This window comes from Aquitalea magnusonii, from assembly GCF_002217795.2.
GTDB classification, from domain to species: Bacteria; Pseudomonadota; Gammaproteobacteria; order Burkholderiales; family Chromobacteriaceae; genus Aquitalea; species Aquitalea magnusonii_B.
Genome location: NZ_AP018823.1, coordinates 1,713,010 through 1,734,430 on the forward strand (window position 1 = coordinate 1,713,010; position 21,421 = coordinate 1,734,430).

A 21,421-nucleotide genomic window follows, 5' to 3' on the forward strand; every position below is an offset into this window, starting at 1 on the left:
GTAGAAATGGTTGAGTGCCCATGCTGTGGCAATCGCACAATTTCCGTTTTGGGAGATTATGAGATATGTCCAATTTGTCTTTGGGAAGATGATCCGGTTCAGTTTAAAAAACCGAATATGGAGGGAGGGGCAAATGAGCCTAGCCTTAACCAGGCGCGGGAAATATGGTTTAACAGCTCACGGAGGAAGTGATACTTTAGCGATTGGACTCCAGTCAATGGCCTTGGTTTTCATGGCAGTATCTGTTACAAGGGCTTTGTTGCATAAATCGGGACTTGCGGCCATCCGGTGTAAAAGTGACATGACAAAATAAGCCAGCCAGGTTTTTTAAATCTAACTGAGGCTTACGCCAAGCAGCAGGCGGCTTCGCTCAAGGTCGAGTGGGGCAAGGCGAAAAAACTGGCGGAGTAGCAGAGAGACCTAATTCAAGTGATTGCCCGAGGAGGGGAGCCGTTTGCCAAGTTGCAAGCAGCCTTCCTTGAGCGCATCGTGCAAGAGAAGGAACAGAAACGGGACAAGGGCATGTCACGTTAGGGACTGGGGCGGGACGCTTTCGGTACACCGTTGTAGCGATAACGATTAGGATAAGGAAATGATTTTTCGATTTACAAAGATGTTTACTTTTTTCGTTGCCGTTTTTATTGCATTGGCCTATTCAAGCTTCGCAAGTAGCGACGAGATGCTTGTCATTCGGCCCACTCCCAACAAGTCTGCATGCAAATCATCCGCCTTACGGATAGGTGAAGATTCAGTTAAATCGGAACTATGCGTTCTTCAGGGGAATTTCTCTCATGACAAATACGTTCTTAAGTTTAGTGGAGACACCGTTCTACAGGGAATCGACGACCAAACCACGCCTGGAATTCAAGCAAACCACAAAGGCAAGCCAATAGTGCTCCGCTGCCCGCCGCAGAACGTTCCGCCCAACGCAACCGCTGCGGAGATTCAGAAAATCGTTCCTGGCTACTCAACTGAAAAGGCCAAGGAGGTCGCCGAGCTAATGGTGGGGTCAATTCTGCCTATTGAAGCGGGAAGACTGTGCCAAGTCTCAGTTGATGGTGAAGCAGTAATGACGGTGCAGGTGCTCTTTGATTAAGATGGGACACTTCTGTGCGGAGGCTGGACACCTTGTCGTGGTCTTGGCCAGCGTCGTAGATTTCGCCTTGCAGGATGCCGATCACCATCGTGATGCTCTCGGTGGCCACCTCGAACGCAATGGCTTGTTCTTGCGTCCAGCTGGGCTGCAAGGTGGCCTCGAAACGGCCGTCATGGCGTTCCCACTCGCCGGCCGTCGCGCCGGCTAACGCGGTTTCTGCGGTCAAAACACCCTCTGTTGAAAAGCGTTTGGCTGAATTTGGCATGTGTTTCGGGGTTCCGGCTTAGAACCCCTGATAGCAGGCCAGAAATACACCCAGACCGGCAGCAGTGTACTGGCCACGGGCGTGAATGGCGGCGGCGACGTCAATATCCGGGCCAAAGACATTGCCATCACCGAAGCACGGGAAACCACGCAGAACGTCACCGACACCGGGTTCAAGCAAAGCGGGCTGATCCTCGCCCTTTCCAGTCCGGTGGTTAATGCCATCCAGACCGCCGATCAAATGTCCAAGGCAGCCAGCCATACCAGCGATTCCCGCATGAAGGCGCTGGCCGCAGCCAGTACAGGCATGTCGGCCTACTCTGCCTACAAAGCGGTGGAAGCCGGTCAGGGAACCACCATTGATGGCAAGGATAACCAGATCGCAACCGGCAAGACCGGTGCTGATGGCAAACCAGAAACCCGCGATGCCAGCAATGCTGACAAAGCCGGCGGTGTCAACATCAGCATTTCGGTGGGCAGTAGCAGCAACAAATCACACAGTGAATCGTCGTCGGATACCAGTGCGGGCAGCCGCATCACTGCCGCAGGCTCCATCAATCTGGTCGCCACCGGCGCTGGCCAGGACAGCAATATCCTGATTCAAGGCAGCGACCTGAAAGCAGCCAAGGATATCGCACTGGCCGCGGATAACCGCATCCAGCTGCAGGCCAGCCAGGATGCCGACCAGCAGCATGGCAAGAACTCCGGCAGCAGCGGCAGTATCGGCATTAGCTTCGGCACCAGCGGCTTGATGCTGAATGCCAGCGTCTCCAAGAGCCGGGGCCATGCCGATGGCGACAGCGTCAGCTACAACAACACCCATCTCAATGCCGGCGAGAACGTCAGCCTGAGCAGCGGCGGCGACCTGGCGCTTAAAGGCGCGGTCGTCGCTGGCAAGCAGATTAGCGCCGATGCCGGCGGCAATCTCAGCATTGAAAGCCTGCAAGACAAGAATCACTACGACAGCAAGCAACAAAGCGTTGGCGGCAGCCTCTCTGTTGGCTACGGCATGATGGGCGGCAGCATCAGTGCCAGCAACAGCAAGGTCAATAGCGACTTTGTCAGCGTAGGCGAACAAAGCGGCATCTTGGCGGGCGATGGAGGCTTCAAGGTCAAGGTCAAGGGCGACACCACCCTCACCGGCGGCGTCATCAGCAGCACCGAACAAGCCGTGCAGGACCACAACAACCAGTTTGCAACAGGCGGCCAGCTTGCCATGACCGACCTGCACAACCAGGCCGACTACAACGCCAGCAGCAGCAGCCTCAACATCGGCACATCGATGAACCTGCAAGGCATGTGGAGCCCGTCCGGCTCTGGCATCGGCTTTGGCAACGACAGTGGCAGCGCCGGCAGCGACACCCGCAGCGGCATCAGCGGCATCAGCGGCATCGCCGGCATCGCCGGCAACAGCGCCGCCCGCACCGGCGACCCGCAAAGCGGCATCCAGCGCATCTTCGACGCCGACAAAGTGCAGCAAGACATCGACGCACAAACACTGATTACCCAAACCTTTGGGCAGCAGGCCAGCAGTGCGGTAGGGAAATACGCCGAAACCCAGATCAAACAAGCCAATGCACTGATCGAACAAGCCAAACAAGCCCACGCCGACGGCCAGGAGCAACAAGCCCAACAACTGTTTGCCCAAGCCGAACAAATCAATCAGGACTGGGGCGAACAAGGCAAACTGCGCATTGGCCTGCACACCGTCATCGGCGGCCTGACCGGTGGCGCAGCCGGTGCCGCAGGCAGCTTGACCGGCAGCCTCAGCGCAGTCGAAGCCAGCCGCCTGCTCAAAGAAAACGGCATCACCCAGGAAAACAACCCGGCGCTATACAACACCCTGGTTACGCTGGCCAGCAGTGCAGCGGGTGGGGTGGTGGGCGGCAGTGCCGGGGCGGGGGCGGCGTTTAATGAGGTGACGAATAACGATCTGGCACATCAAGTGGCTGCTATCGTTGAAGGCAAGAAGAGATGCAAAACACAACAATGTCAAGCTGATTACGACAAAGCGTTACAAATTGCGATTAATGTAAATGGTGATTTTAGTAGTCGAGAAAATGCGAATACAGTTGTGATAGGTAGCAAAGACCATGATGCTTACTATCCCCCAAATCAACTACTGCCGCAGCCCGATTATTCATCATCGACTGGGTACATTCCATTGATTGGTAATGTATCCAAAGTGGTCAATAATTATACGGGTGCAATATATTATTCATATGGTCAGTCAAGACCGATTGCAGGGACGGACTGGTCTAGTATGCCAAAGCCAGGCTTCTCATTTGTAAATGGATATGTATTTGGGGCAAAAAATGGAATGGACGTTGATAATTTTATTCAGGGAGGGGCGTGGTCTTTCTCCGCATTTGTCCCTATACCATTTTTAAAGTCGGTAGGTGTCGGTGGGAATATAGTGCATGCCATCGGAGGTGCGACTGGCGTTGAGCTTGGTGTCGGTACTCCTGGTTACACATATAATCCGTCTGTAACGATTTGTGCTACTTGCAAGAGGTGAATTATGCCTATAGAGACAAGGTATAAAAAATTTAATAAATTAGAGAAAATAGTTTATTGGCTTTGCATTATATTTCTCTTTGTTTATTTTTTTAAAGATTTTTTTTAATATATTTTGACTGATTATGGTTCGGCAACTCTTGGCGCAGGGGTTGGCGGTATGCTGCAGGCCGCCTGACCGGCAGCCTCACCGCAGTCGAAGCCAGCCGCCTGCTCAAAGAAAACGGCATCACGCTGGAGAATAACCCGGCGCTATACAACAGCCTGGTTACGCTGGCCAGTACTGCTGCTGGTGGCGTAGTGGGAGGTACGGCAGGTGCAGGGACAGCATTTAATGAGGTGACGAATAATTGGTTATTTACAGAGAAGGAAAACGAAGCCTACAAAAAAGCTAAAGCCGAGTGTGGGCCAGCCAATAAAGCTGCATGCGATACCCAAAAAGCATTGGAAGATCTCAGTTTTAAACGGTTGGCTGCGTCAGAGCCGTTGAAAGAGTTTAATCCTGAAGCTGTATTATTTTTGCCGGCAGGTGGGGGGTTAACTGTCTCCGCAGAAGCTACGGCAGTAGGAAAGTCCATAAGTGCAATGCTCGGTGCTGGTGTAAATTATGGTTATCAAATTTTCAATTCCAAACCGGGACAGAGTATAGATTGGTCCAGCGTTGCATTGAGTGGTGCCGCTGGTTGGTGGACTACAGGAGCTACACTTAGTGGGACCGTTGGGTTTAATGCACTTACATCTTATGTTGGTTCTTCTGTAAGAGGTGAAGCTCCAATGCCAGGTATGCTAGGTGCTGCTTTAGGTAGTACTATTGGTTACGCTGGAGGTAGTATTATTACTAAGAATGGAAATGCTATCCTTAATCCGTGGTATAGGCCGGATTGGGTGACGGTCGGTCCATATGGCATCATGGGATGGAATCCAAAGAATCCAGCACCGGAAATTTTTGGAACAGGAATTGGCGGTATGTTACAGGAATACTCTGGTGATTGGGGTCAGTCGAAAATAAATGGAGGAAGATAAATGTTTAAGAAGTTTATTCTCTATGCATCTTCTTTTTATTTGTTGAGCAATATTGGCCTTATCGTTGCGTGGTTGTTGGGTCCGGTATTTCATTGGTTAAGTTCTGGCGTATTTTTGCCGCAATGGAACTTTCCTGATTTGCTGCCAATAATTTGGCGAGAGATAGGGTTAATGGTGACTGCTGTGGTTATTGGTATCGTTTTGTCTTGGAATGATGTAAAGAAATTTATGTGATAGAAAGATTGAGAAATTAATGTTCACTAATTTGTAGTGGATGTGGCCTGGGGATACATTGTTCCTCTATCTATAATCTATTCGGCTCTATTGGCTTTACAGTCGTGGCAAGGGCCAAGTCCGATACCGGGATTTGGAGGTACGTTGGGCGGTAATCTACTACAAGAATTTACTAGTGAGAAAACAGGAAGCATCCTTAAATGAGGCAGGTATGTTAAAAATACTTAAATATTTTTTAATAAAATTCATATTAAATTTTATTATTTTTTCACTTATTTTTCTATTGTGTATTATTTTTGGATATTTTATTTTACTTCCAGCTTTGAGTTGGATTGGATATGAAACAAAACCAACATCATGGAGTGCTATTAAAGCAGATGTGAATGCGGTTATATTTTGCGGGTTAATTGTGGCATCAATACTCTCTCCGTATGAAACATACTTGCGTGCCTGTGATGGGCACTTCAGGCGTGACTATTTTTAAATGCAATAAAAGATGTGACAAAGTGATATTAAAAGTGGTGTTTTTTTTAATTAGGCGATTTTTATTAAATTTATTTCTATTTGGATCTATATTTGCTTGTGGGGTTGTAGTTTTTTTTATTGTGATGCCGCCAGTTCTTAATCTTCTCGGGTTTGAGACTAACCCTATAACCTTTGATCTTGTAAAACGACATAGCATGGGTGCTCTTGTCTCTGCTACTATTGCTGCAGGAATTTTATCGATAGTAGATACGTACAGGTGTGGGAAGGGTGGATATTTTAGTCGCGATTATTTTTAGGTGGCGCTTCGTGGGTAGTAACTAGTAAACTGGGATCTACTTATAATCCGTTTGGTACCGAGAAGCAGGTGTCCGGTACAGGGCATAACGGTACGACGTCCCCCCACTTTCAGTAGCAGGGGGCTTTAGAGTCCAAGCTTAATTTACCTGATTTCTCCGCAAATGATTCGGCATAGGCTGCCGGCGTCAAACCACCCAGTGCTTTCTTCGGCCTTTCATTGTTGTATTCCCTTCGCCAGGCTTCGATGACAACCTGGGCCTGGCGCAGGCTGGTGAACCAGTGTTCGTTCAGGCACTCATCCCGGAAACGCCCATTAAAGGATTCGATGTAAGCGTTCTGATTGGGCTTGCCCGGCTCGATGAGAAAGAGCTGAACCCCATGAGCGTGGGCCCAGCTCAACATCACTCGGCTGCAGAATTCCTTGCCGTTATCGGTCCTGATGGCTTTGGGCAAGCCACGTGTCTTCGCCAACTGGTCAAGGACGCGGGTCAGATGCAGGCCTCCCATCGCACGTTCCGGAACAATGGCGACTGCCTCATGCGTGGCATCATCGACCACCGTCAGATTCTTGATGACACGCCCCTCCGCCGTCCGGTCGAACACAAAGTCCATCGACCAAACCTGATTGGCCGCCAAAGGGCGAGCCAGTGGATGACGGTCGGCCACGGGAATTTTCTTGCGCTTACGCCGGCGAATTTGCAGACCTGCCTCAGCATAAAGCCGGTCCACCCGCTTGTGATTGACCACCATGCCGCTCTGCCGCAGCTTCAAATAGATCATGCCAGCACCGTAGCGACGGTGCCGTTGCGCGAGCGCGATGATCTGCGCTTTCAAGGCGACATTACGGTCGGTGGCGGGTTGGTAGCGGAATGAACTGGGGCTCATGTCGGCTAGACGGAGCGATCGACGCTCGCTGAGCCCTTTGCCCACCAGATGGCGCACCAACTCCCGCCGTGACGGTGCGCTCACCACTTTTTTCGCAAGGCCTCTTTGGCAATCTCGTTCTCGAGCATGGTCTCGGCCAGGAGTTTCTTCAGGCGCGCATTCTCGGTTTCCAGCTCCTTGAGACGCTTGGCCTCGGAGACATTCATTCCGCCGAATTTGTTGCGCCAAAGGTAATAGCTGGCTTCTGAGAAGGCGTATTTGCGGCACAACTGTGCAACGGGCATGCCGGCTTCCGCTTCGCGCAGGAAGCCGATGATCTGTTCTTCGGTGAAACGTTTCTTCATGTCCAATCTCCATATGGGGTTGATTGGACTCTAAAGTCACGTGCTACTCAATACTGGGGGACGTCGGACATGACTCACCCCCATGCGTGACGAGGTTGGTATGTCGAATTGAAATGGTATTAAAGCTAAGTAATAGAGCCAGATGAGTAGCGTGGAAATAGCATGGCATAAATAGCCATTGCTGGAGTGTGCTATTGATTTACTAGAGGAGTTTACTGCGGTGTTACTGGAAAAACTGAGGTAATGCGGAAGGGAGGTGCGGCAGAAGATACGTCGATCAGATGTGTCTGACGCAGCGGGGCCTCCGTCGGAGTCGGATGAACCCGATGGTTTTGCACGCTTGGTAGAGCTACGACGGGTACTGCGCTGAGCACGGTGCGTACCAATACGCTTCACACTCAACGAAATGCGAGAACAGAGATTTACGGCCTGCTGGCGGTTTTTTATAAAACTAACAATAGGTTCTAGAACTTTTTTTGCTTTTTGGATGTGATTCTGAACTTGATTGTAAATTTCCTTTGCTGCTTCCGATGCGGTAGGTCCGGAATCTGTTTCTATGGCTTGGACCGCTGGCCACCTACTCTCGATTGAGTCGGCGAATGTGTTGCAAAGATAGGTGATGTCCGGCATTAAAAGCCCGTTTGTCGCTGTGAGATCCATGCTCACTCCTGTTTGGATAAAGTAAAAATCGCCAGCTAAGCTGGTTTTTTACAATACTCTGCACTTTGTTGGTTTGAAAGTCACACAACCCATTTTTTTTGCTTTTGCCACAGTGTTTTTCCTAATTTATTATCTATGTTATTGTTTTTTAATTGAAATTTATATTCTTCCATTATGAGCTACCATGTAGCTGAGTGTTGCGAAGTCATCTTCCTGTGATGAATGAGGCCCATGCGTCCATCATGGGGCGTCGCTGCTCAAGCAGGTCAGTACGGTGGTAGGCGGCTTCGACCTTGTTTTCCACTGTATGGGCTAATGCGCGTTCTGCTAGGTCCCGCGCAAAGCCATTCTCACTGCACCAGTCACGGAAGCTTGAGCGGAATTCGTGTGCCGTCGCAACCCGCCCCTCAACATCGCTGGGAGCGCGTACGCGCCGCAGGTATGCCGTGAGAACCATGTCTGACAAGACAACTGAATCTAGAGGCGAGGGGAAGACCAGTTCTTGATGTAGTCCTATCTGGTGACGAAGAATTTCAATGGCGACATCACTCAATGGAACGCGGTGCTGAACTTTTGCTTTCATGCGATCTGGAGGAATGACCCAGACCTTAGCTTTCAGGTCGACTTCACTCCAGGTCATCCCGCGCACTTCACCCGAGCGTGCTGCGGTCAGAATCAGGAACAGAAGGGTAGAGCGTGTGATGTCATAGGTTTTTCGTGCCTTGAAATGATCGACATAAAACTGGGGAAGATCTTGCCATGGCATGGCGGGCTGGCGCTGAGTGCGAATAGCCTTACTTTGTTGATGGGGTAAATCACCGAAAATGTGCGTCAGCATCAACAAAATTTGGCGGTCGTTCTTGATGACTACATGCTGAAGTGCCTAAGGCACCAGCGCATGTTGCTAAACCACAACTTTTCAGACGCAACTCAAAATCAACTTGACGTCCAATGGTGTGTAAGAACATTGATGGTAAATGGCATACTTAATGGCATACTGAGTATTTTTAAATGAAAAAAAAGCCCTGAAAAATCAGGGCCTTAATGGCAATTAATGGCGGAGGCTGTGGGATTCGAACCCACGGACGGTTTCCCGTCGGCAGTTTTCAAGACTGCTGGTTTAAACCACTCACCCAAACCTCCGCAGTATCCAGGCCAGCGGTGCTTGGCACCATTGGCGAAGAGGACGCAATCATAACCGCCCCAGGCCGTTTTGGCTAGGGGGTGGCGCGGTTCATTTCCAGCATTTCTGCGGCATGCTGGCGGGTGGTCTGGGTGAGCTCGGCACCGCCCAGCATGCGGGCGATTTCCAGCACGCGCTGCTCGGCATCCAGCGGGGTGATGCGGCTGACCACGCGTTTCTTTTCTTCGCGCTTGCTGACTTGCCAGTGCTGCTCACCGCAGGAGGCCACCTGGGGCAGGTGGGTGATGCACAGTACCTGATAACGCTGGCCCAGTTGCTTCAGCATATGGCCGATGACTTCGGCCACGCGTCCGCCTATCCCTACATCCACTTCGTCGAAAATCAGCGTCGGTACGCTGGCCACCTGGCTGATCACCACTTGCATGGCCAGGCTGATGCGTGACAGTTCGCCGCCGGAGGCCACCTTGGCCAGCGGACGCAGGCTGGTGCCGGCATTGGCTGCCACCAGGTATTCGATGGATTCCAGGCCATGGGCGCCGGGTTCGGCCAGGGCCGCCAGTTCGATGGCGAAGCGGGCGCTGCTCATGGCCAGCTGCTGCATTTCCTTGCTGATGCGGGCGGACAGTTCGCTGGCGGCCTGACGACGCTTGCCGGACAGGGCTTCGGCCAGGGTGCGGTAGCGCGACAGGCTGGCGGTTTCGGCCAATGCCAGGGCTTCGCTGTCGGTGGAGGCTTCCAGCGCGGCCAACTGGGCTTGCCAGTCGGCCAGCTTGAGCGGCAGTTCCTGCGGCTGCACGCGGTATTTGCGCGCCATGCTCATCAGGCTGTCGATGCGGCTTTCCACCTGTTGCAGCTGGCCGGGGTCTTCGTCGATGTCGCTGGCGTAGTCGCGCAGGCTGTAGACGACTTCGCGCAGTTCGGCATCCACCGAATCCAGCAGCGACAGGGTGTCGGCCAGCCGTGGGTCGAGGTTGGCCAGCTTGCTCAGGCGGCTTTGTACCTGGGTGAGCACGGACAGGCAGTTGCCCTCCATCTCGGACAGGGTATCCACCGCGTACTGCGCGCTTTGTACCAGCTCGGCGGCATTGGCCAGGCGGGAATGGCTTTGGTTGAGGCCCGCCCATTCATCCTGCTGCAGGCCCAGCTCGCTCAGTTCGTTGATCTGCCAGGTGAGCCGTTCGCGTTCCACTTCGGATTCGCGTGACAGCTTGTCGGCATCGCTGCGCGCTTTGCGGGCGGCTTGCCATTCCTGCCAGGCCTGATGCACTTCGCGGGCCAGTGAACTGCAGCCTGCGTAGGCATCCAGCAGTTCGCGCTGGGCTTCGGCTTTCACCAATGATTGGTGGGCGTGCTGGCCGTGGATGTCGACCAGAAACTCACCCAGTTGTTTGAGCTGGGCCAGGGTGGCCGGTTGACCGTTGATGAAGCTGCGCGAGCGGCCGGATTTGTCCAGTACACGGCGGATCAGCACGATGTCGTCATCGCCGGACAGGGCGTTTTCCTGCAGCCAGGCTTTGATTTCCGGGCGCTGGCGGCTGTCGAATTCGGCGCTGATTTCGGCGCGTTCGGCTCCCTCGCGCACCAGCGAGCCTTCGGCGCGGTCGCCCAGCAAGAGGCCGAGGGCATCCAGCAGGATGGATTTGCCAGCCCCGGTTTCACCGGTCAGTACGGTAAAACCGGGCGAGAAGTCCAGCGCAATGCTGTCAACGATGACGAAGTCTTTGACCAGAAGGGATAGCAGCATGGTATGTGCGTGTCAGAGCAGGCGCTCGCCCCAGTGAAGCTTGTGGCGCAGCATGTCGTAGTAGTTGTAACCCACCGGGTGCAGGATGCGCAGCGGGTTGCGGTAGCGGCGAATCAGCACGCGGTCCATTTCCATCAGGTCGCAGTGCGACTGGCCGTCAAAATGCACGCGCGCGTCCAGGCCGCGGGTCAGCATGAATTCCACTTCGCAGGAGTCGTTCACCGCAATGGGGCGGTTATTGAGCGACTGCGGGCAGATGGGCACCAGCGCAATCGCCTGCAGCGTGGGGTGCAGGATGGGGCCGCCAGCGGCCAGCGAGTAGGCGGTGGAACCGGTGGGGGTGGAGACAATCAGGCCGTCCGAGCGCTGGCTGTAGACAAACTGGTTGTCGATGAAGACTTCGAATTCGATCATCGAACCCACGGCGCCGCGGCTGAATACGATGTCGTTGAAGGCCAGCGCATTGGCGACTTCGGCGTCTTCGCGAATTACCGATGCTTGCAGCAGGATGCGGTTTTCCGGCACGAAATTGCCGCCCAGGATGGCATCGATGGCCTCCAGCATTTCATGACGCGGAATGTCGGTCATGAAGCCCAACCGGCCCTGGTTGATGCCGACCAGTGGTACCCGGTAAGGGGCCAATTGGCGGGCAATGGACAGCATGGTGCCATCCCCGCCCAGCACGATCACCAGGTCAGCCAGCTTGCCCATGTCGCTGCGTTCGATCAGTTGATGCGGGCCTGCCTCGGTCTGGGTGGCGCTTTCCTTGTCCACGAATACGGTGACGCCGGCAGCGGCCAGATGGTCGGCCAGGGTGCGCAGCGATTCCACCACTTGCGGTTTGCTGTGTCTTGCCACCAGGCAGACATGTTTGAACAGTCTTTCCATGTGGGCGATTCTACTGCCTTGGGGCGGTTTCGTTCAAAAAAGACTCTTCGCTGCGTTTTTTGCCGGTGGCTTCCAGTGCTTTCAGATAGAAGCGGATCAGGTCGGCCAGTGAGTCTACGCCCAGCTTGCTGAACAGGTTGGCGCGGTGTACTTCGATGGTGCGCGGCGATAGGTCGAGCTGGCGGGCGATTTCCTTGCTGGACAGGCCGTCGGCCACCAGCTCCAGTACCTCGCGTTCACGACCGCTGATGCGGTCTAGCTGGTTCATCACTTCCTGGGTTTCTTCATCCTGCTGCAACTGGTCGATGCTCATGCGAATGCCTTTGCGCAGGCTGTCGATCAGGCGGTTCTGGTCGATCGGCTTGGTGAGGAAGTCGATGGCACCGGACTGGAAGGCACGGCGGCACTGCTCGATATCGCCGTGGCCGGTGATGAAGACAATGGGAATGCTCAGGCCGCGTTCCACCAGCTTTTCCTGCAAGGCCAGGCCGGTAATTTGCGGCATGCGGATATCCAGCACCAGGCAACCGACTTCGCCTTCGGTATAGCCTTCAAGGAATTCCATCGCGCTGGCGAAGGTGACGGTGCGCATGCCCTGCGCCATGATCAGTAGGGCCAGTGAGTCGCGTACGGCCGGGTCGTCATCCACGATGAAAACAGTGGGCATCATGTACTTCATGAACGGTATTCTCCTGCAACAGCCGGTGCTGTCTGTGTGCCAAGGGCAGGAAGGTCATTGTGGCGTGTCAGCCAGCCTGGCTGGTGGTTGACGCGGTTTTCCTGCGCTTGGTCTGGTGGCTGATAGTCAAGCTGTCTGGTGTGGTCTGCCTGCCCGGCCATCATGATACCTGTCTGGTGATGGTCTGGCCTTGGCTTGCGCATGCTGGGCAGCCAGTTCCTGGTTGGTGTTGCCATGCCGCCTAGGTGGCCTCGCAGGTGGGATGTTATCAGCATGAAAGCAGTCTGGCATGCCGGATTGTCATCCAGTCATGCCATGGTGCTTGCATTTATGCTGTCTGCGGCCCGGCTGTCTGCACCATGTTTGCGCTGGCAGCCGCCACATCAGCCCTGCTTGAGCCACGTGGCAAATGCACGCCGCAGTTTGTACTGCTTGGGCTGAATGACGGCCTGGCAGTAGGGCTCTGCGCCGTGCAGGGCATAGTAGTGCTGGTGGTAGTCTTCCGCTGGATAAAAATGGCTGGCTGCTTCCAGCGTGGTCACGATGGGTGCCGGGAAAACCTGTTGCTGCTCCAGCTCGGCAATGACGGCCAGCGCGGTGTCATGTTGCGTGGCGTCCAGATAGAAGATGGCGGAGCGGTACTGTGTGCCGACATCATGGCCCTGACGGTTGGGTGTGGTGGGGTCGTGGGTGGCAAAGAAAACCTGCAGCAACTGGCGGAAGCTGATGATGTCCGGATCAAAGTCGATGGCAACTGCCTCGGCATGGCCGGTCTGACCGGAGCAGACGCTGCGGTAGTCAGGATGTGGGGTGTGGCCGCCGATATAGCCGGACACCACGGTTTCAACACCCCGCAGTGCCTGGAAAATACTTTCGGTACACCAAAAACAACCGCCGGCAAGAATGGCTTTATGCATTGTGCTCTCTCCGAATGGGGTAGGTGTCTGGCATGGCTGGCATCATGCCATACAGCTGCCATGCGGCGTGGACGGTATTGGTCTGAATGTTGACGGTGTCTATGATATTGCTGGCATAGCCGCCGGCCATGGTGATGACCAGCGCGGCACCGCTGTCTCGAACCTGCTGCATGACCAGTTGATCGCGTTGCAACAGGCCGGGTTTGCTCAGTGCCAGCTTGCCCAGGCGGTCGCCTTGCCATGGGTCGGCTCCTGCCAGATAAAACACGATATCCGGCTGCTGCTGTGTCAGCAGGGCGGGCAGATGCTGTTGCAGCAGGGCAAGATAGGTTTCGTCACCGGTGTGGTCGGGCAGGTCGATGTCCAGTGAGCTGCTTTCCTTGCGGAAAGGGAAGTTCTTGGCACCATGCATGGAAAAGGTAAATACGCGGGGCTCGTCACGAAAGATGGCCGCGGTGCCGTTGCCTTGATGCACATCCAGATCAAGCACCAGGATGCGCCGTGCCAACGCTTCTTGCAGCAACAGGCGTGCGGCTACTGCCACGTCATTGAACACGCAAAAGCCGCTGCCCTTGTCGCGATAGGCGTGATGCGTGCCGCCTGCCAGGTTGACGCCACAGCCATCCAACAAGGCACTGCGCGCCGCGGCAATGGTGGCACCAACCGAGCGGCGTGAGCGTTCTACCAACTGGGGCGACCATGGCAGGCCGATTTCGCGCCAGGCACCTGCCGGCAGGCTGCCATCCAGCACCTGTGCAACATAGTCGGCAGCATGCGCCTGCTGTAGCTCCCATGGGCTGGCCGCCGGGGCCTCTTCCATGGCATGAGGGGCGAATGCTGCAACGGCATCGGCCAGCAGACGGTATTTTTCCGCCGGGAAGCGGTGTCCATCCGGCAGCGGTAGCGGGAACTGGTCGGTACGGTAGATGCGCATGTGCCGCCAGACTAGAACAGCTTGACCGGGGAGAAGCGTGGTTGGCTTTCCCCCTGGTGAATGACGGTTTCCAGGAACATGCCGGCAGGGCGTGTCCAAAGCTGGTAGTCACCATATAGCGCGCGATAGGCCACCATGGGTTCATGTGTTTCCGAGTGCAGGCCCAGTCCCAGCACTTCGTATAAGTTTCCCCGGTAATGCCGGTAGATGCCGCGTGGAATGTCCATGGTTGTGGTCCTTGCTGTTCAAAAACGGTCGCCAGCATGGCGTGAAGGCAGTGTCTGGTCAAGCGCCCTTGCCATCCCAGTAATACACCCTGAATTCGCTGTCCAGCACAAAGCCATTGCGTTCGTACAGTCGCTGTGCGCGGGTATTGTCGTGGGCGGTTTGCAGCATGATGTCGCCGCCGCCCCGGCTGATAACATGGGCCTGGCAGGTTTGCAGCAGTTGTCTGCTGACGCCGCTGCCGCGGTAGTCCGGTGCAACATACAGATCATGCAGCAGCCAGTTGGGCTTGAGCGTCAATGAATTGAAGCCCGGATACATCAGCGCAAAGCCGACGGTCACGCCGGCGTCCTCCGCCAGCCACAGGCAGGCCTCGTGCTGGCGTAGGCGCGCTTCGAGAAAATGCAGGCAGTCCGCATCGCTTTGCTGCACATGATAAAAGGCCAGGTAAGCCTGAAACAGCGGCAGGCAGCGTTCAAGCTGTTGTGGGGTGACAAGGCTGATCTTCAAGGTCATGCATTCGCTCCCAGGCAGTGATTCCGTTACAATAGCGCCCTTTTTTCAGCAGGTTAAGTCATGAATCTGATGCTGGCACCAATGGAAGGTCTGGTCGACCCCATCATGCGGGATGTACTGACTCGTCTGGGCGGTATCGACTTGTGCGTAACCGAATTTGTCCGGGTCACCAATGTGTTGTTGCCCACGCGGACTTTCCACCGTCTGGCTCCGGAATTGCTGAACGGTGGCAAAACCCGTGCCGGAACAACGGTACGGGTGCAGTTGTTGGGCTCAGACCCGGTCTGTCTGGCGGAAAATGCCGCCAAAGTGGCCAGCCTGGGTGCGCCGGGGGTCGACCTGAACTTCGGCTGCCCGGCACCAACAGTCAACCGTCACCGCGGCGGGGCGGTGCTCTTGACCGAGCCCGAGCTGTTGCACGCCATTGTCAGGCAGGTTCGCGCTGCCGTGCCGGCTGATATTCCCGTTACCGCCAAGATGCGGCTGGGCTATGAAGACAAGAGCCTGGCGCTGGAGTGTGCTGCCGCATTGGCAAGTGCCGGCGCTGCCGAATTGGTGGTGCATGCGCGTACCAAGGTGGAAGGTTACAAGCCGCCCGCGCATTGGGACTGGATTGCCCGCATCCGGGAGCATGTCACGGTGCCGGTCATCGCCAATGGCGAGGTGTGGACCGTGGCGGATTACCATGCCATCCGGGCGCAAAGCGGCTGCGAGCGGGTGATGATAGGGCGGGGGCTGATTGCCGCGCCCGACTTGGCCTTGCGCATCGCGGGCGATCAATCCGACACGCCCATGCCATGGCAGGCGCTGATGGAGTGGCTGCTGGATTTCTACCAGCAGTGCTTTGCCGAGGCCGGGGAGTCACGCTACCCACCGGCACGTCTCAAGCAGTGGCTGGGTCAGTTGAAGAAAACCTACCCGGAAGCCAGCAGCTTTTTCGAAGTGATTCGCCGCGAGACATCCGCCGAGAATATTCTCAAGATCATGTGCGATATGTCTGCTAAGTAAATCCACCCATAGTCAATGCCAGATGCAAGCGCTACGATGCCGGTGTGCTTGGTTCTTGGTATGGATTCAGGCACTGTATGACCGGCTGCCCTCAGCTTCCGGTCGTTACACTTCCCCGATACCCTGTTAATCCCTCCCCTTGTGGGAGGGTTTTTTTATGCCTGCGTTGTTCTGGCAGGGCAAGGTCAATCAGGCTGATCAAGCCAATCGGCAGGCGAGGGCAGGGGCGCTTGTTGCGGGCAGGGCCAAATGAAATCAGACCAGGCATGCTGGTCTGATGGTGTTGCCCGACGAGGGCGGTGGGACTGGTCTGGGCGACCCGGACTAGACGAACTGCACCGGCACAAAGTAGCTGCGGCCAGTGCGGGATACCAGCACCTGCGGTTGTCCGGCGCGGACTTCACGAAAAGCACGCGGCAGACGGCGCCAGTCCATGAACTTCATCTTGATCAGGCTTTCATCGATTTGCATCATGCGCTCCTTTACGAGACCGGGTGAATGACGTTGGTCACTACACCCCAGATAAACAATGCCGCTTCTTCCGGCACTTCGATTGGCGAGTAAGCCGGGTTCTCCGGCATCAGGAACAGACCACTTGCCGTTTTTTCCAGCCGCTTCACGGTAAGCTCCCCGTTGATCACCGCCACCACCACCTTGCCGCTGCGTGCTGGCAGGGCGCGGTCGACAATCAGCAGGTCGCCATCGTGAATGCCGGCATTGATCATCGAGTCGCCCTTCACCGTCACCATGAAGGTACTGGCCGGGTGGCTCACCAGATGGGCATTCAGGTCGATGTCGGCTTCTTTCAGGTCATCGGCTGCCACGGGTGAGCCGGCGGGTACCCGGCTGGCGAACAAGGGCAGCGACAACTGGCTGAGGGTTTCCGACAGGGTGCGGATGTCCTGGGTGTCCGCCGTTTTGACCGTGCGTAGCTGGCGATATTCGGCCAGCCAGTTTTCCAGCAGTGGACGCAGGGGTTCTGGAACCCGCATGGCGACGGTCTTGTCGCCACCGAATGCCGATTTGCGTCCGGCACCGTCACGTTTGCCTCCTTGTGCCATCTTGGCTTTCCCTGATTCGCTTGCGGTGAGTTGATTGTGTACAAATTCAAATCGCTTGGCAATGCCAATTTCAAAATCTGCGCTTGCAGTGTGGCATTCTTGCTGCGGCGGCTGCTTGGGTTTTTTGCAAGGTATTGAAATAAAAAGGATGTTTTCTCAGTTGACGGGCGTGGTGCCGGAGGCTGCATCTGGTGCGGCAAACAGCAGAAACAAACCGGCCTGCTGGCTGACGCCCAGCTTGGCGTACAGATTGCGCCGGTGGACCTTGGCGGTGTCCTGGGAGATGCCCAGCTCACGGGCAATGGCCTTGGTGGAGTGTCCGGCCAGAATCAGCAGGGCAACTTGTACCTCGCGCTCGGTCAGTTGCGGATTGCCGCGCTGGCGCAAGGCATCTTCCAGCCGCATCTGGCGCTGAGCCGGATTGTTTTGCTGCTGTGCAATCAGGCTGGCATCAAATTGCCATGCCTTGCGCATCAAGGGCAGCAGCCAGGGGCTGAATAACTGGCAACGACCAACCGCGCTGGCACTGAAGCGCTGGCGGCTGGCCAGCGACAGTGACAACACGCCCTGACCGGCAATAGGCAGCAGGAATTGCAGCTCGTCTTCCCCGACATTGCGGCTGAAATACTGGCGGTAGTATTCGGTGTCGCGGAAGGAATCCGGTGCCACATCATCCAGCCGATACAGGCCGGGCTGCGGGTTTTGCTGGCTGAAAGCATAGAAGGGGTCGATGCGGTACAGCCCGGCACGGTAGTCGGCAAACAAATCGTCCGCTGCCAGATTGGCGGCATGATCCGCCAGGATCAGCGGGGGCTGGTCGGCCTGGAACAGCAGCACCACCCAGGTATCGAAGGTGGCAATCTCGCCCAAAAAGCTGGCCAGCACCGGCCAGAAGCGTGGCTCTCCCAGTTGTTCCAGCAATTTCCCCAGCCGGTGATGAAAGGCCAGGTCACTCACGGCGATCTGCATGTCTGTTTTGCTCCTCTGTCGGTTTTGGCCATGGTTTTGCATGATGCCGCAACTGTTCTGCCCCGGCGCTACCCCCAAGGGGTGAGTGGCCTCACCCATCAAGGCGATGGGCGGGGGCGGGTGGCCTGCCTAGACTGTGGCCATTGCATGCCAGTCGTATGTTGGGGCGCGACTGGCCAAACCCGACAGGAGAGTAGCATGTTGTCATCGAAAGATCTGTCATTCTGGACGGCTTGCGCCAGCGCGCTGCAGCCTGCTGCACAGGCCTATATTGATGGCCGGCTGCAAGATGCAGTAGATGGCCGCCAGTTTGCCAGCATCTGTCCGCACACCGGCCATACCATCGCCATGGTGGCGCGCTGTGCGCAGGCGGATGTCGACCTGGCAGTGAGCGCGGCGCGGCGCAGCTTTGAGGGCGGGGACTGGTCGCGCTGTCATCCGCGAGAGCGCAAACCGGTGCTGCAAAAACTGGCACAACTGCTGCGCGACAACGCCGATGAGCTGGCCTTGCTGGATTGCCTGGACATGGGCAAGCCGATTTCCGATGCGCTGAATATCGACGTGCCGGCCACGGCGGCCTTGTTCGACTGGTATGCGGAGGCCTGCGACAAGCTGTATGACGAAGTGGCCCCCAGCGGCCCGGATGCGCTGGCGCTGGTGACGCGCGAACCGGTGGGCGTGGTGGCGGCGGTGATTCCGTGGAATTTCCCGCTGGACATGGCCGCCTGGAAAGTGGCCCCGGCGCTGGCTGCAGGCAATAGCGTGCTGCTGAAACCGGCCGAGCAGTCGCCGTTGTCTGCCATCCGTCTGGCGCAGTTGGCCAGCGAGGCCGGTCTGCCGGATGGCGTGCTGAACGTGCTGCCCGGCTATGGCGAGGAAGCCGGGCAGGCGCTGGGCCTGCATCCGGACATCGACTGCCTGTCGTTTACTGGCAGCACCGAAATCGGCAAGCGCTTTCTGGCGTATTCCGCCGCTTCCAACATGAAGATGGTGTGGCTGGAGTGCGGTGGCAAAAGCCCGAATCTGGTGTTTGGCGACTGTGCCGACCTGGACGCCGCAGCACGCAAGGCGGCCTTCGGCATCTGCTTCAATCAGGGCCAGGTGTGTTCGGCCAGCTCGCGTCTGCTGGTGGAAAACAGCATCCACGACCGTTTTGTCGAAAAAGTGCTGACCGAAATGGCGCATTACCAGCCGGGCAACCCGCTGGACCCGGCCACACGGCTGGGCTCGCTGGTGGATGCCGGGCATACCGGCCGGGTACACGGCTTTATCGAGGACGGCGTGCGGCAGGGTGCGCGCTTGCTGGCTGGTGGCGAGCGGTTGCGACTGGGTGACAGTGATTGCTATTTGCAACCCACCCTGTTTACCGGGGTGACGCCGCAGATGCGTATTGCCCGCGAAGAGATTTTCGGCCCGGTGCTATCGGTGCTGCGTTTTGACAGCGAGGCCGAAGCCATTGCCATGGCCAATGACAGCATTTACGGCCTGGCAGCCGCGGTGTGGACCGACCAGTTGCAGCGGGCGCACCGCGTGGCGCGTGCCTTGCGCGCCGGTACTGTCTCGGTCAACACCGTGGACGCGCTGGACCCCGGCGTACCGTTTGGCGGCTGCAAGCAGTCCGGCTTTGGCCGCGACCTGTCCCTGCATGCGCTGGACAAGTTCAGCCAGCTCAAAACCACCTGGATCAGCCTGTAAGCCGGTGTACCGGCATGGAGACCTCAATGCGCACGAATCAGAAGCAACGCAGTACCGCCGACTATCAGGCCATGGATGCCGCCCACCATATTCATGCCTTTCTGGACCAGAAAGCCCTGAACGAGGAGGGGCCGCGCGTCATCACCCGTGGCGAAGGGCTGTATGTGTGGGACAGCGAAGGCAAGCAGTATCTGGACGGCATGTCCGGCCTGTGGTGTACCAATGTCGGCTATGGCCGGCAGGAGCTGATTGATGCCGCCACCCGGCAGCTCAAGGAACTGAGTTACTACAATATGTTTTTCCACACCACCCACCCGGCGGTGGTGGAGTTGTCCGAGCGGCTGTTTTCCCTGCTGCCTGGCAGTTACAGCCATGTGATTTATACCAATTCCGGCTCCGAAGCCAATGAGGTGCTGATCCGCACCGTACGCCGCTTCTGGGATGTGATGGGGCAGCCGGACAAGAAAATCTTCATCGGCCGCCAGAATGGCTATCACGGCTCCACCGTGGGCAGCGCCTCGCTCGGTGGCATGGCCTTCATGCACGAGATGGGCAATCTGCCGATTCCGGGGGTTGAGCACATTGACGAGCCGGACTGGTATCGCCACGGCGGCAGCCTCAGCCCGGCGGAATTCGGCCTGCAGTGCGCCCGCGCGCTGGAGCAGAAAATCCTGCAACTGGGCGCGGACAAGGTGGCGGCATTTGTGGCCGAACCGTTCCAGGGTGCCGGTGGCATGATTTTTCCACCGGAAAGCTACTGGCCGGAGATCCAGCGCATTTGCCGTCAGTACGATGTGCTGCTGTGTGCCGACGAGGTGATTGGCGGTTTTGGCCGCACTGGCGAATGGTTTGCCCATCAGCATTTCGACTTCCAGCCCGACACGCTGAGCATTGCCAAGGGGCTGACCTCCGGCTACATCCCCATGGGCGGGCTGGTGCTGTCGCGGCGCATGGCGCAGGCCCTGATCGACAAGGGCGGAGTGTTTGCCCACGGCCTGACCTATTCCGGTCACCCGGTGGCTGCCGCGGTGGCACTGGCCAATCTGGATGTGTTGCAGGGCGAAGGCATGGTGGAGGCCGTCAAGCAGGATACCGGCCCCTATCTGCAACGCTGCCTGCGTGAAGTGTTTGCCGACCACCCGCTGGTGGGCGATATCCAGGGCACGGGCATGGTGGCGGCCTTGCAGCTGTGCGAAGACAAGGCCAGCCGCAAGCTGTTTGCCAATGAAGACGATATCGGCTGGCGTTGCCGCAGCCATGGTTTTGACGAGGGGCTGATCATCCGCTCTACCCATGGCCGCATGATCATGGCACCGGCACTGGCCATTACCCGCAGCCAGATTGATGAGCTGCTGAGCAAAACCCGGCGGGCGGTGGATCGCACTGCCCGCGAGCTGGGCATCTTGTAAGCCCCGCCACCGGCATCCCCCCTTGTTATCCGCGATATTGCGGCTGGCGTGGCCAGAATCCGCGTCAGTGGCACTGCAGTACGGATGATCAAGCGTTGCCGTTGAATATCTGGGCTGAGCGGGGTAGTCTCTGCACCCGTCCCGTTACTGCCGTGCAGATGGCTGCAGGCAAGGGGTGAACAGGAGACAGAGATGCGAGTACAGGCAAACCCGGCGGATATCGGTCGTTGCGGCTGTGGCCGGCGCGACTATTGTGATGGTAGCCATGGCCTGAGTGAAGAACAGTGGCAGGCCCGGCTGGCCGAAGAGCAACAACAGGCACAGCAATTGGCAGAGCAAGCCGATTTTGGCGACGACTGAGCACTGCGCCTTCCGGCTTCGGCCCGCCCAAGTACAAACAGCCCGCACATCCGGCAGGATGGCGGG

General features: G+C 56.7%; 23 protein-coding genes and 1 tRNA gene. 10 read left to right on the top strand and 14 right to left on the bottom strand.

Translation table 11 applies throughout. The features are described from left to right. Positions 1-6 precede the first annotated feature (6 nt). The gene (locus DLM_RS24015) at positions 7-192 is read left to right on the top strand and encodes a CPCC family cysteine-rich protein (RefSeq protein WP_420000714.1); all 186 of its coding nucleotides are present in this window, start codon (positions 7-9) and stop codon (positions 190-192) included. Positions 193-592: 400 nt separating this feature from the next. Continuing rightward, positions 593-1,096 (top strand): hypothetical protein, encoded by a 504-nt coding sequence (locus DLM_RS08225; RefSeq protein ID WP_089084277.1) that lies wholly within the window; start codon positions 593-595, stop codon positions 1,094-1,096. 283 nt (positions 1,097-1,379) lie between these two features. On the opposite strand, the gene DLM_RS23010 is transcribed toward DLM_RS08225, so the two are convergent. Then, the gene (locus tag DLM_RS23010; RefSeq protein WP_231960133.1) at positions 1,380-1,541 is read right to left on the bottom strand and encodes a hypothetical protein; all 162 of its coding nucleotides are present in this window, start codon (positions 1,539-1,541) and stop codon (positions 1,380-1,382) included. Positions 1,542-1,601: 60 nt separating this feature from the next. On the opposite strand from DLM_RS23010, the gene DLM_RS08235 reads away from it, so the two are divergent. The 4 genes from DLM_RS08235 (at position 1,602) to DLM_RS23020 (ending at position 5,618) form a co-directional block, all read left to right on the top strand. Beyond that, complete coding sequence (locus DLM_RS08235) at positions 1,602-3,878, top strand: hemagglutinin repeat-containing protein (protein WP_145985807.1); 2,277 nt, start codon at positions 1,602-1,604, stop codon at positions 3,876-3,878. A gap of 338 nt (positions 3,879-4,216) precedes the next feature. Then, complete coding sequence (locus DLM_RS23015; protein ID WP_145985808.1) at positions 4,217-4,900, top strand: hypothetical protein; 684 nt, start codon at positions 4,217-4,219, stop codon at positions 4,898-4,900. Beyond that, on the top strand, positions 4,901-5,134 hold the full coding sequence (locus DLM_RS08240; RefSeq protein WP_089084274.1) for a hypothetical protein: 234 nt from the start codon (positions 4,901-4,903) through the stop codon (positions 5,132-5,134). Between the two features lie 175 nt (positions 5,135-5,309). Next, positions 5,310-5,618, top strand: coding sequence for a hypothetical protein (locus tag DLM_RS23020; RefSeq protein ID WP_145985809.1), 309 nt, complete (start codon positions 5,310-5,312; stop codon positions 5,616-5,618). Between the two features lie 407 nt (positions 5,619-6,025). Here the strand turns inward: DLM_RS23020 and DLM_RS08245 are convergent. The 10 genes from DLM_RS08245 to DLM_RS08295 form a co-directional block, all read right to left on the bottom strand. After that, positions 6,026-7,146 (bottom strand): IS3 family transposase gene (locus DLM_RS08245; protein ID WP_420000705.1). Its coding sequence is split into 2 segments (ribosomal slippage): positions 6,026-6,888 and positions 6,888-7,146, totalling 1,122 coding nucleotides; the frame shifts between segments, so codons are not numbered across the junction. A gap of 865 nt (positions 7,147-8,011) precedes the next feature. Continuing rightward, entirely contained in the window at positions 8,012-8,644 is a 633-nt protein-coding gene (locus tag DLM_RS08255) for a tyrosine-type recombinase/integrase (protein ID WP_089083518.1), read from the bottom strand. Positions 8,645-8,861: 217 nt separating this feature from the next. Beyond that, positions 8,862-8,949: transfer RNA gene (locus DLM_RS08260), tRNA-Ser, on the bottom strand. A 74-nt stretch (positions 8,950-9,023) separates the two neighbouring features. Then, positions 9,024-10,694 carry a DNA repair protein RecN gene (recN, locus tag DLM_RS08265; protein ID WP_089083517.1) on the bottom strand — a complete coding sequence of 557 codons (1,671 nt, stop codon included), beginning with the start codon at positions 10,692-10,694 and terminating at the stop codon, positions 9,024-9,026. A gap of 12 nt (positions 10,695-10,706) precedes the next feature. Further along, positions 10,707-11,582: an NAD kinase gene (locus tag DLM_RS08270; protein WP_089083516.1), complete on the bottom strand. Its 876-nt coding sequence runs from the start codon at positions 11,580-11,582 to the stop codon at positions 10,707-10,709. A gap of 10 nt (positions 11,583-11,592) precedes the next feature. Then, on the bottom strand, positions 11,593-12,261 hold the full coding sequence (locus DLM_RS08275; protein WP_089083515.1) for a response regulator transcription factor: 669 nt from the start codon (positions 12,259-12,261) through the stop codon (positions 11,593-11,595). A 383-nt stretch (positions 12,262-12,644) separates the two neighbouring features. Beyond that, on the bottom strand, positions 12,645-13,178 hold the full coding sequence (gene msrA, locus DLM_RS08280) for a peptide-methionine (S)-S-oxide reductase MsrA (RefSeq protein ID WP_089083514.1): 534 nt from the start codon (positions 13,176-13,178) through the stop codon (positions 12,645-12,647). Continuing rightward, the gene (locus DLM_RS08285; protein WP_089083513.1) at positions 13,171-14,112 is read right to left on the bottom strand and encodes a histone deacetylase; all 942 of its coding nucleotides are present in this window, start codon (positions 14,110-14,112) and stop codon (positions 13,171-13,173) included. Before DLM_RS08285 ends, msrA begins: the two co-directional genes overlap by 8 nt. A gap of 11 nt (positions 14,113-14,123) precedes the next feature. After that, positions 14,124-14,339: a DUF1653 domain-containing protein gene (locus DLM_RS08290; protein WP_089083512.1), complete on the bottom strand. Its 216-nt coding sequence runs from the start codon at positions 14,337-14,339 to the stop codon at positions 14,124-14,126. Between the two features lie 58 nt (positions 14,340-14,397). Then, positions 14,398-14,853 carry a GNAT family N-acetyltransferase gene (locus tag DLM_RS08295; protein WP_089083511.1) on the bottom strand — a complete coding sequence of 152 codons (456 nt, stop codon included), beginning with the start codon at positions 14,851-14,853 and terminating at the stop codon, positions 14,398-14,400. A 60-nt stretch (positions 14,854-14,913) separates the two neighbouring features. Between DLM_RS08295 and DLM_RS08300 the strand changes: the two genes are divergently transcribed. After that, the gene (locus tag DLM_RS08300; RefSeq protein ID WP_089083510.1) at positions 14,914-15,861 is read left to right on the top strand and encodes a tRNA dihydrouridine synthase; all 948 of its coding nucleotides are present in this window, start codon (positions 14,914-14,916) and stop codon (positions 15,859-15,861) included. Positions 15,862-16,185: 324 nt separating this feature from the next. On the opposite strand, the gene DLM_RS23315 is transcribed toward DLM_RS08300, so the two are convergent. From DLM_RS23315 to DLM_RS08310, 3 genes are all read right to left on the bottom strand, one after another. Beyond that, positions 16,186-16,335, bottom strand: a complete 150-nt coding sequence (locus DLM_RS23315; protein WP_156156974.1) for a hypothetical protein — start codon at positions 16,333-16,335, stop codon at positions 16,186-16,188. Positions 16,336-16,343: 8 nt separating this feature from the next. Beyond that, positions 16,344-16,760, bottom strand: a complete 417-nt coding sequence (locus DLM_RS08305) for a LexA family protein (RefSeq protein ID WP_353851342.1) — start codon at positions 16,758-16,760, stop codon at positions 16,344-16,346. 318 nt (positions 16,761-17,078) lie between these two features. Further along, complete coding sequence (locus DLM_RS08310) at positions 17,079-17,891, bottom strand: helix-turn-helix transcriptional regulator (RefSeq protein ID WP_089083508.1); 813 nt, start codon at positions 17,889-17,891, stop codon at positions 17,079-17,081. Positions 17,892-18,089: 198 nt separating this feature from the next. On the opposite strand from DLM_RS08310, the gene DLM_RS08315 reads away from it, so the two are divergent. From DLM_RS08315 to DLM_RS23320, 3 genes are all read left to right on the top strand, one after another. Beyond that, a complete protein-coding gene (locus tag DLM_RS08315) occupies positions 18,090-19,586 on the top strand; it encodes an aldehyde dehydrogenase (RefSeq protein ID WP_089083507.1) in 1,497 nt (498 codons plus the stop codon). Between the two features lie 26 nt (positions 19,587-19,612). Further along, a complete protein-coding gene (locus DLM_RS08320; RefSeq protein ID WP_089083506.1) occupies positions 19,613-20,995 on the top strand; it encodes an aspartate aminotransferase family protein in 1,383 nt (460 codons plus the stop codon). A 192-nt stretch (positions 20,996-21,187) separates the two neighbouring features. After that, positions 21,188-21,355, top strand: coding sequence for a hypothetical protein (locus DLM_RS23320; protein ID WP_167467011.1), 168 nt, complete (start codon positions 21,188-21,190; stop codon positions 21,353-21,355). Positions 21,356-21,421 lie beyond the last annotated feature (66 nt).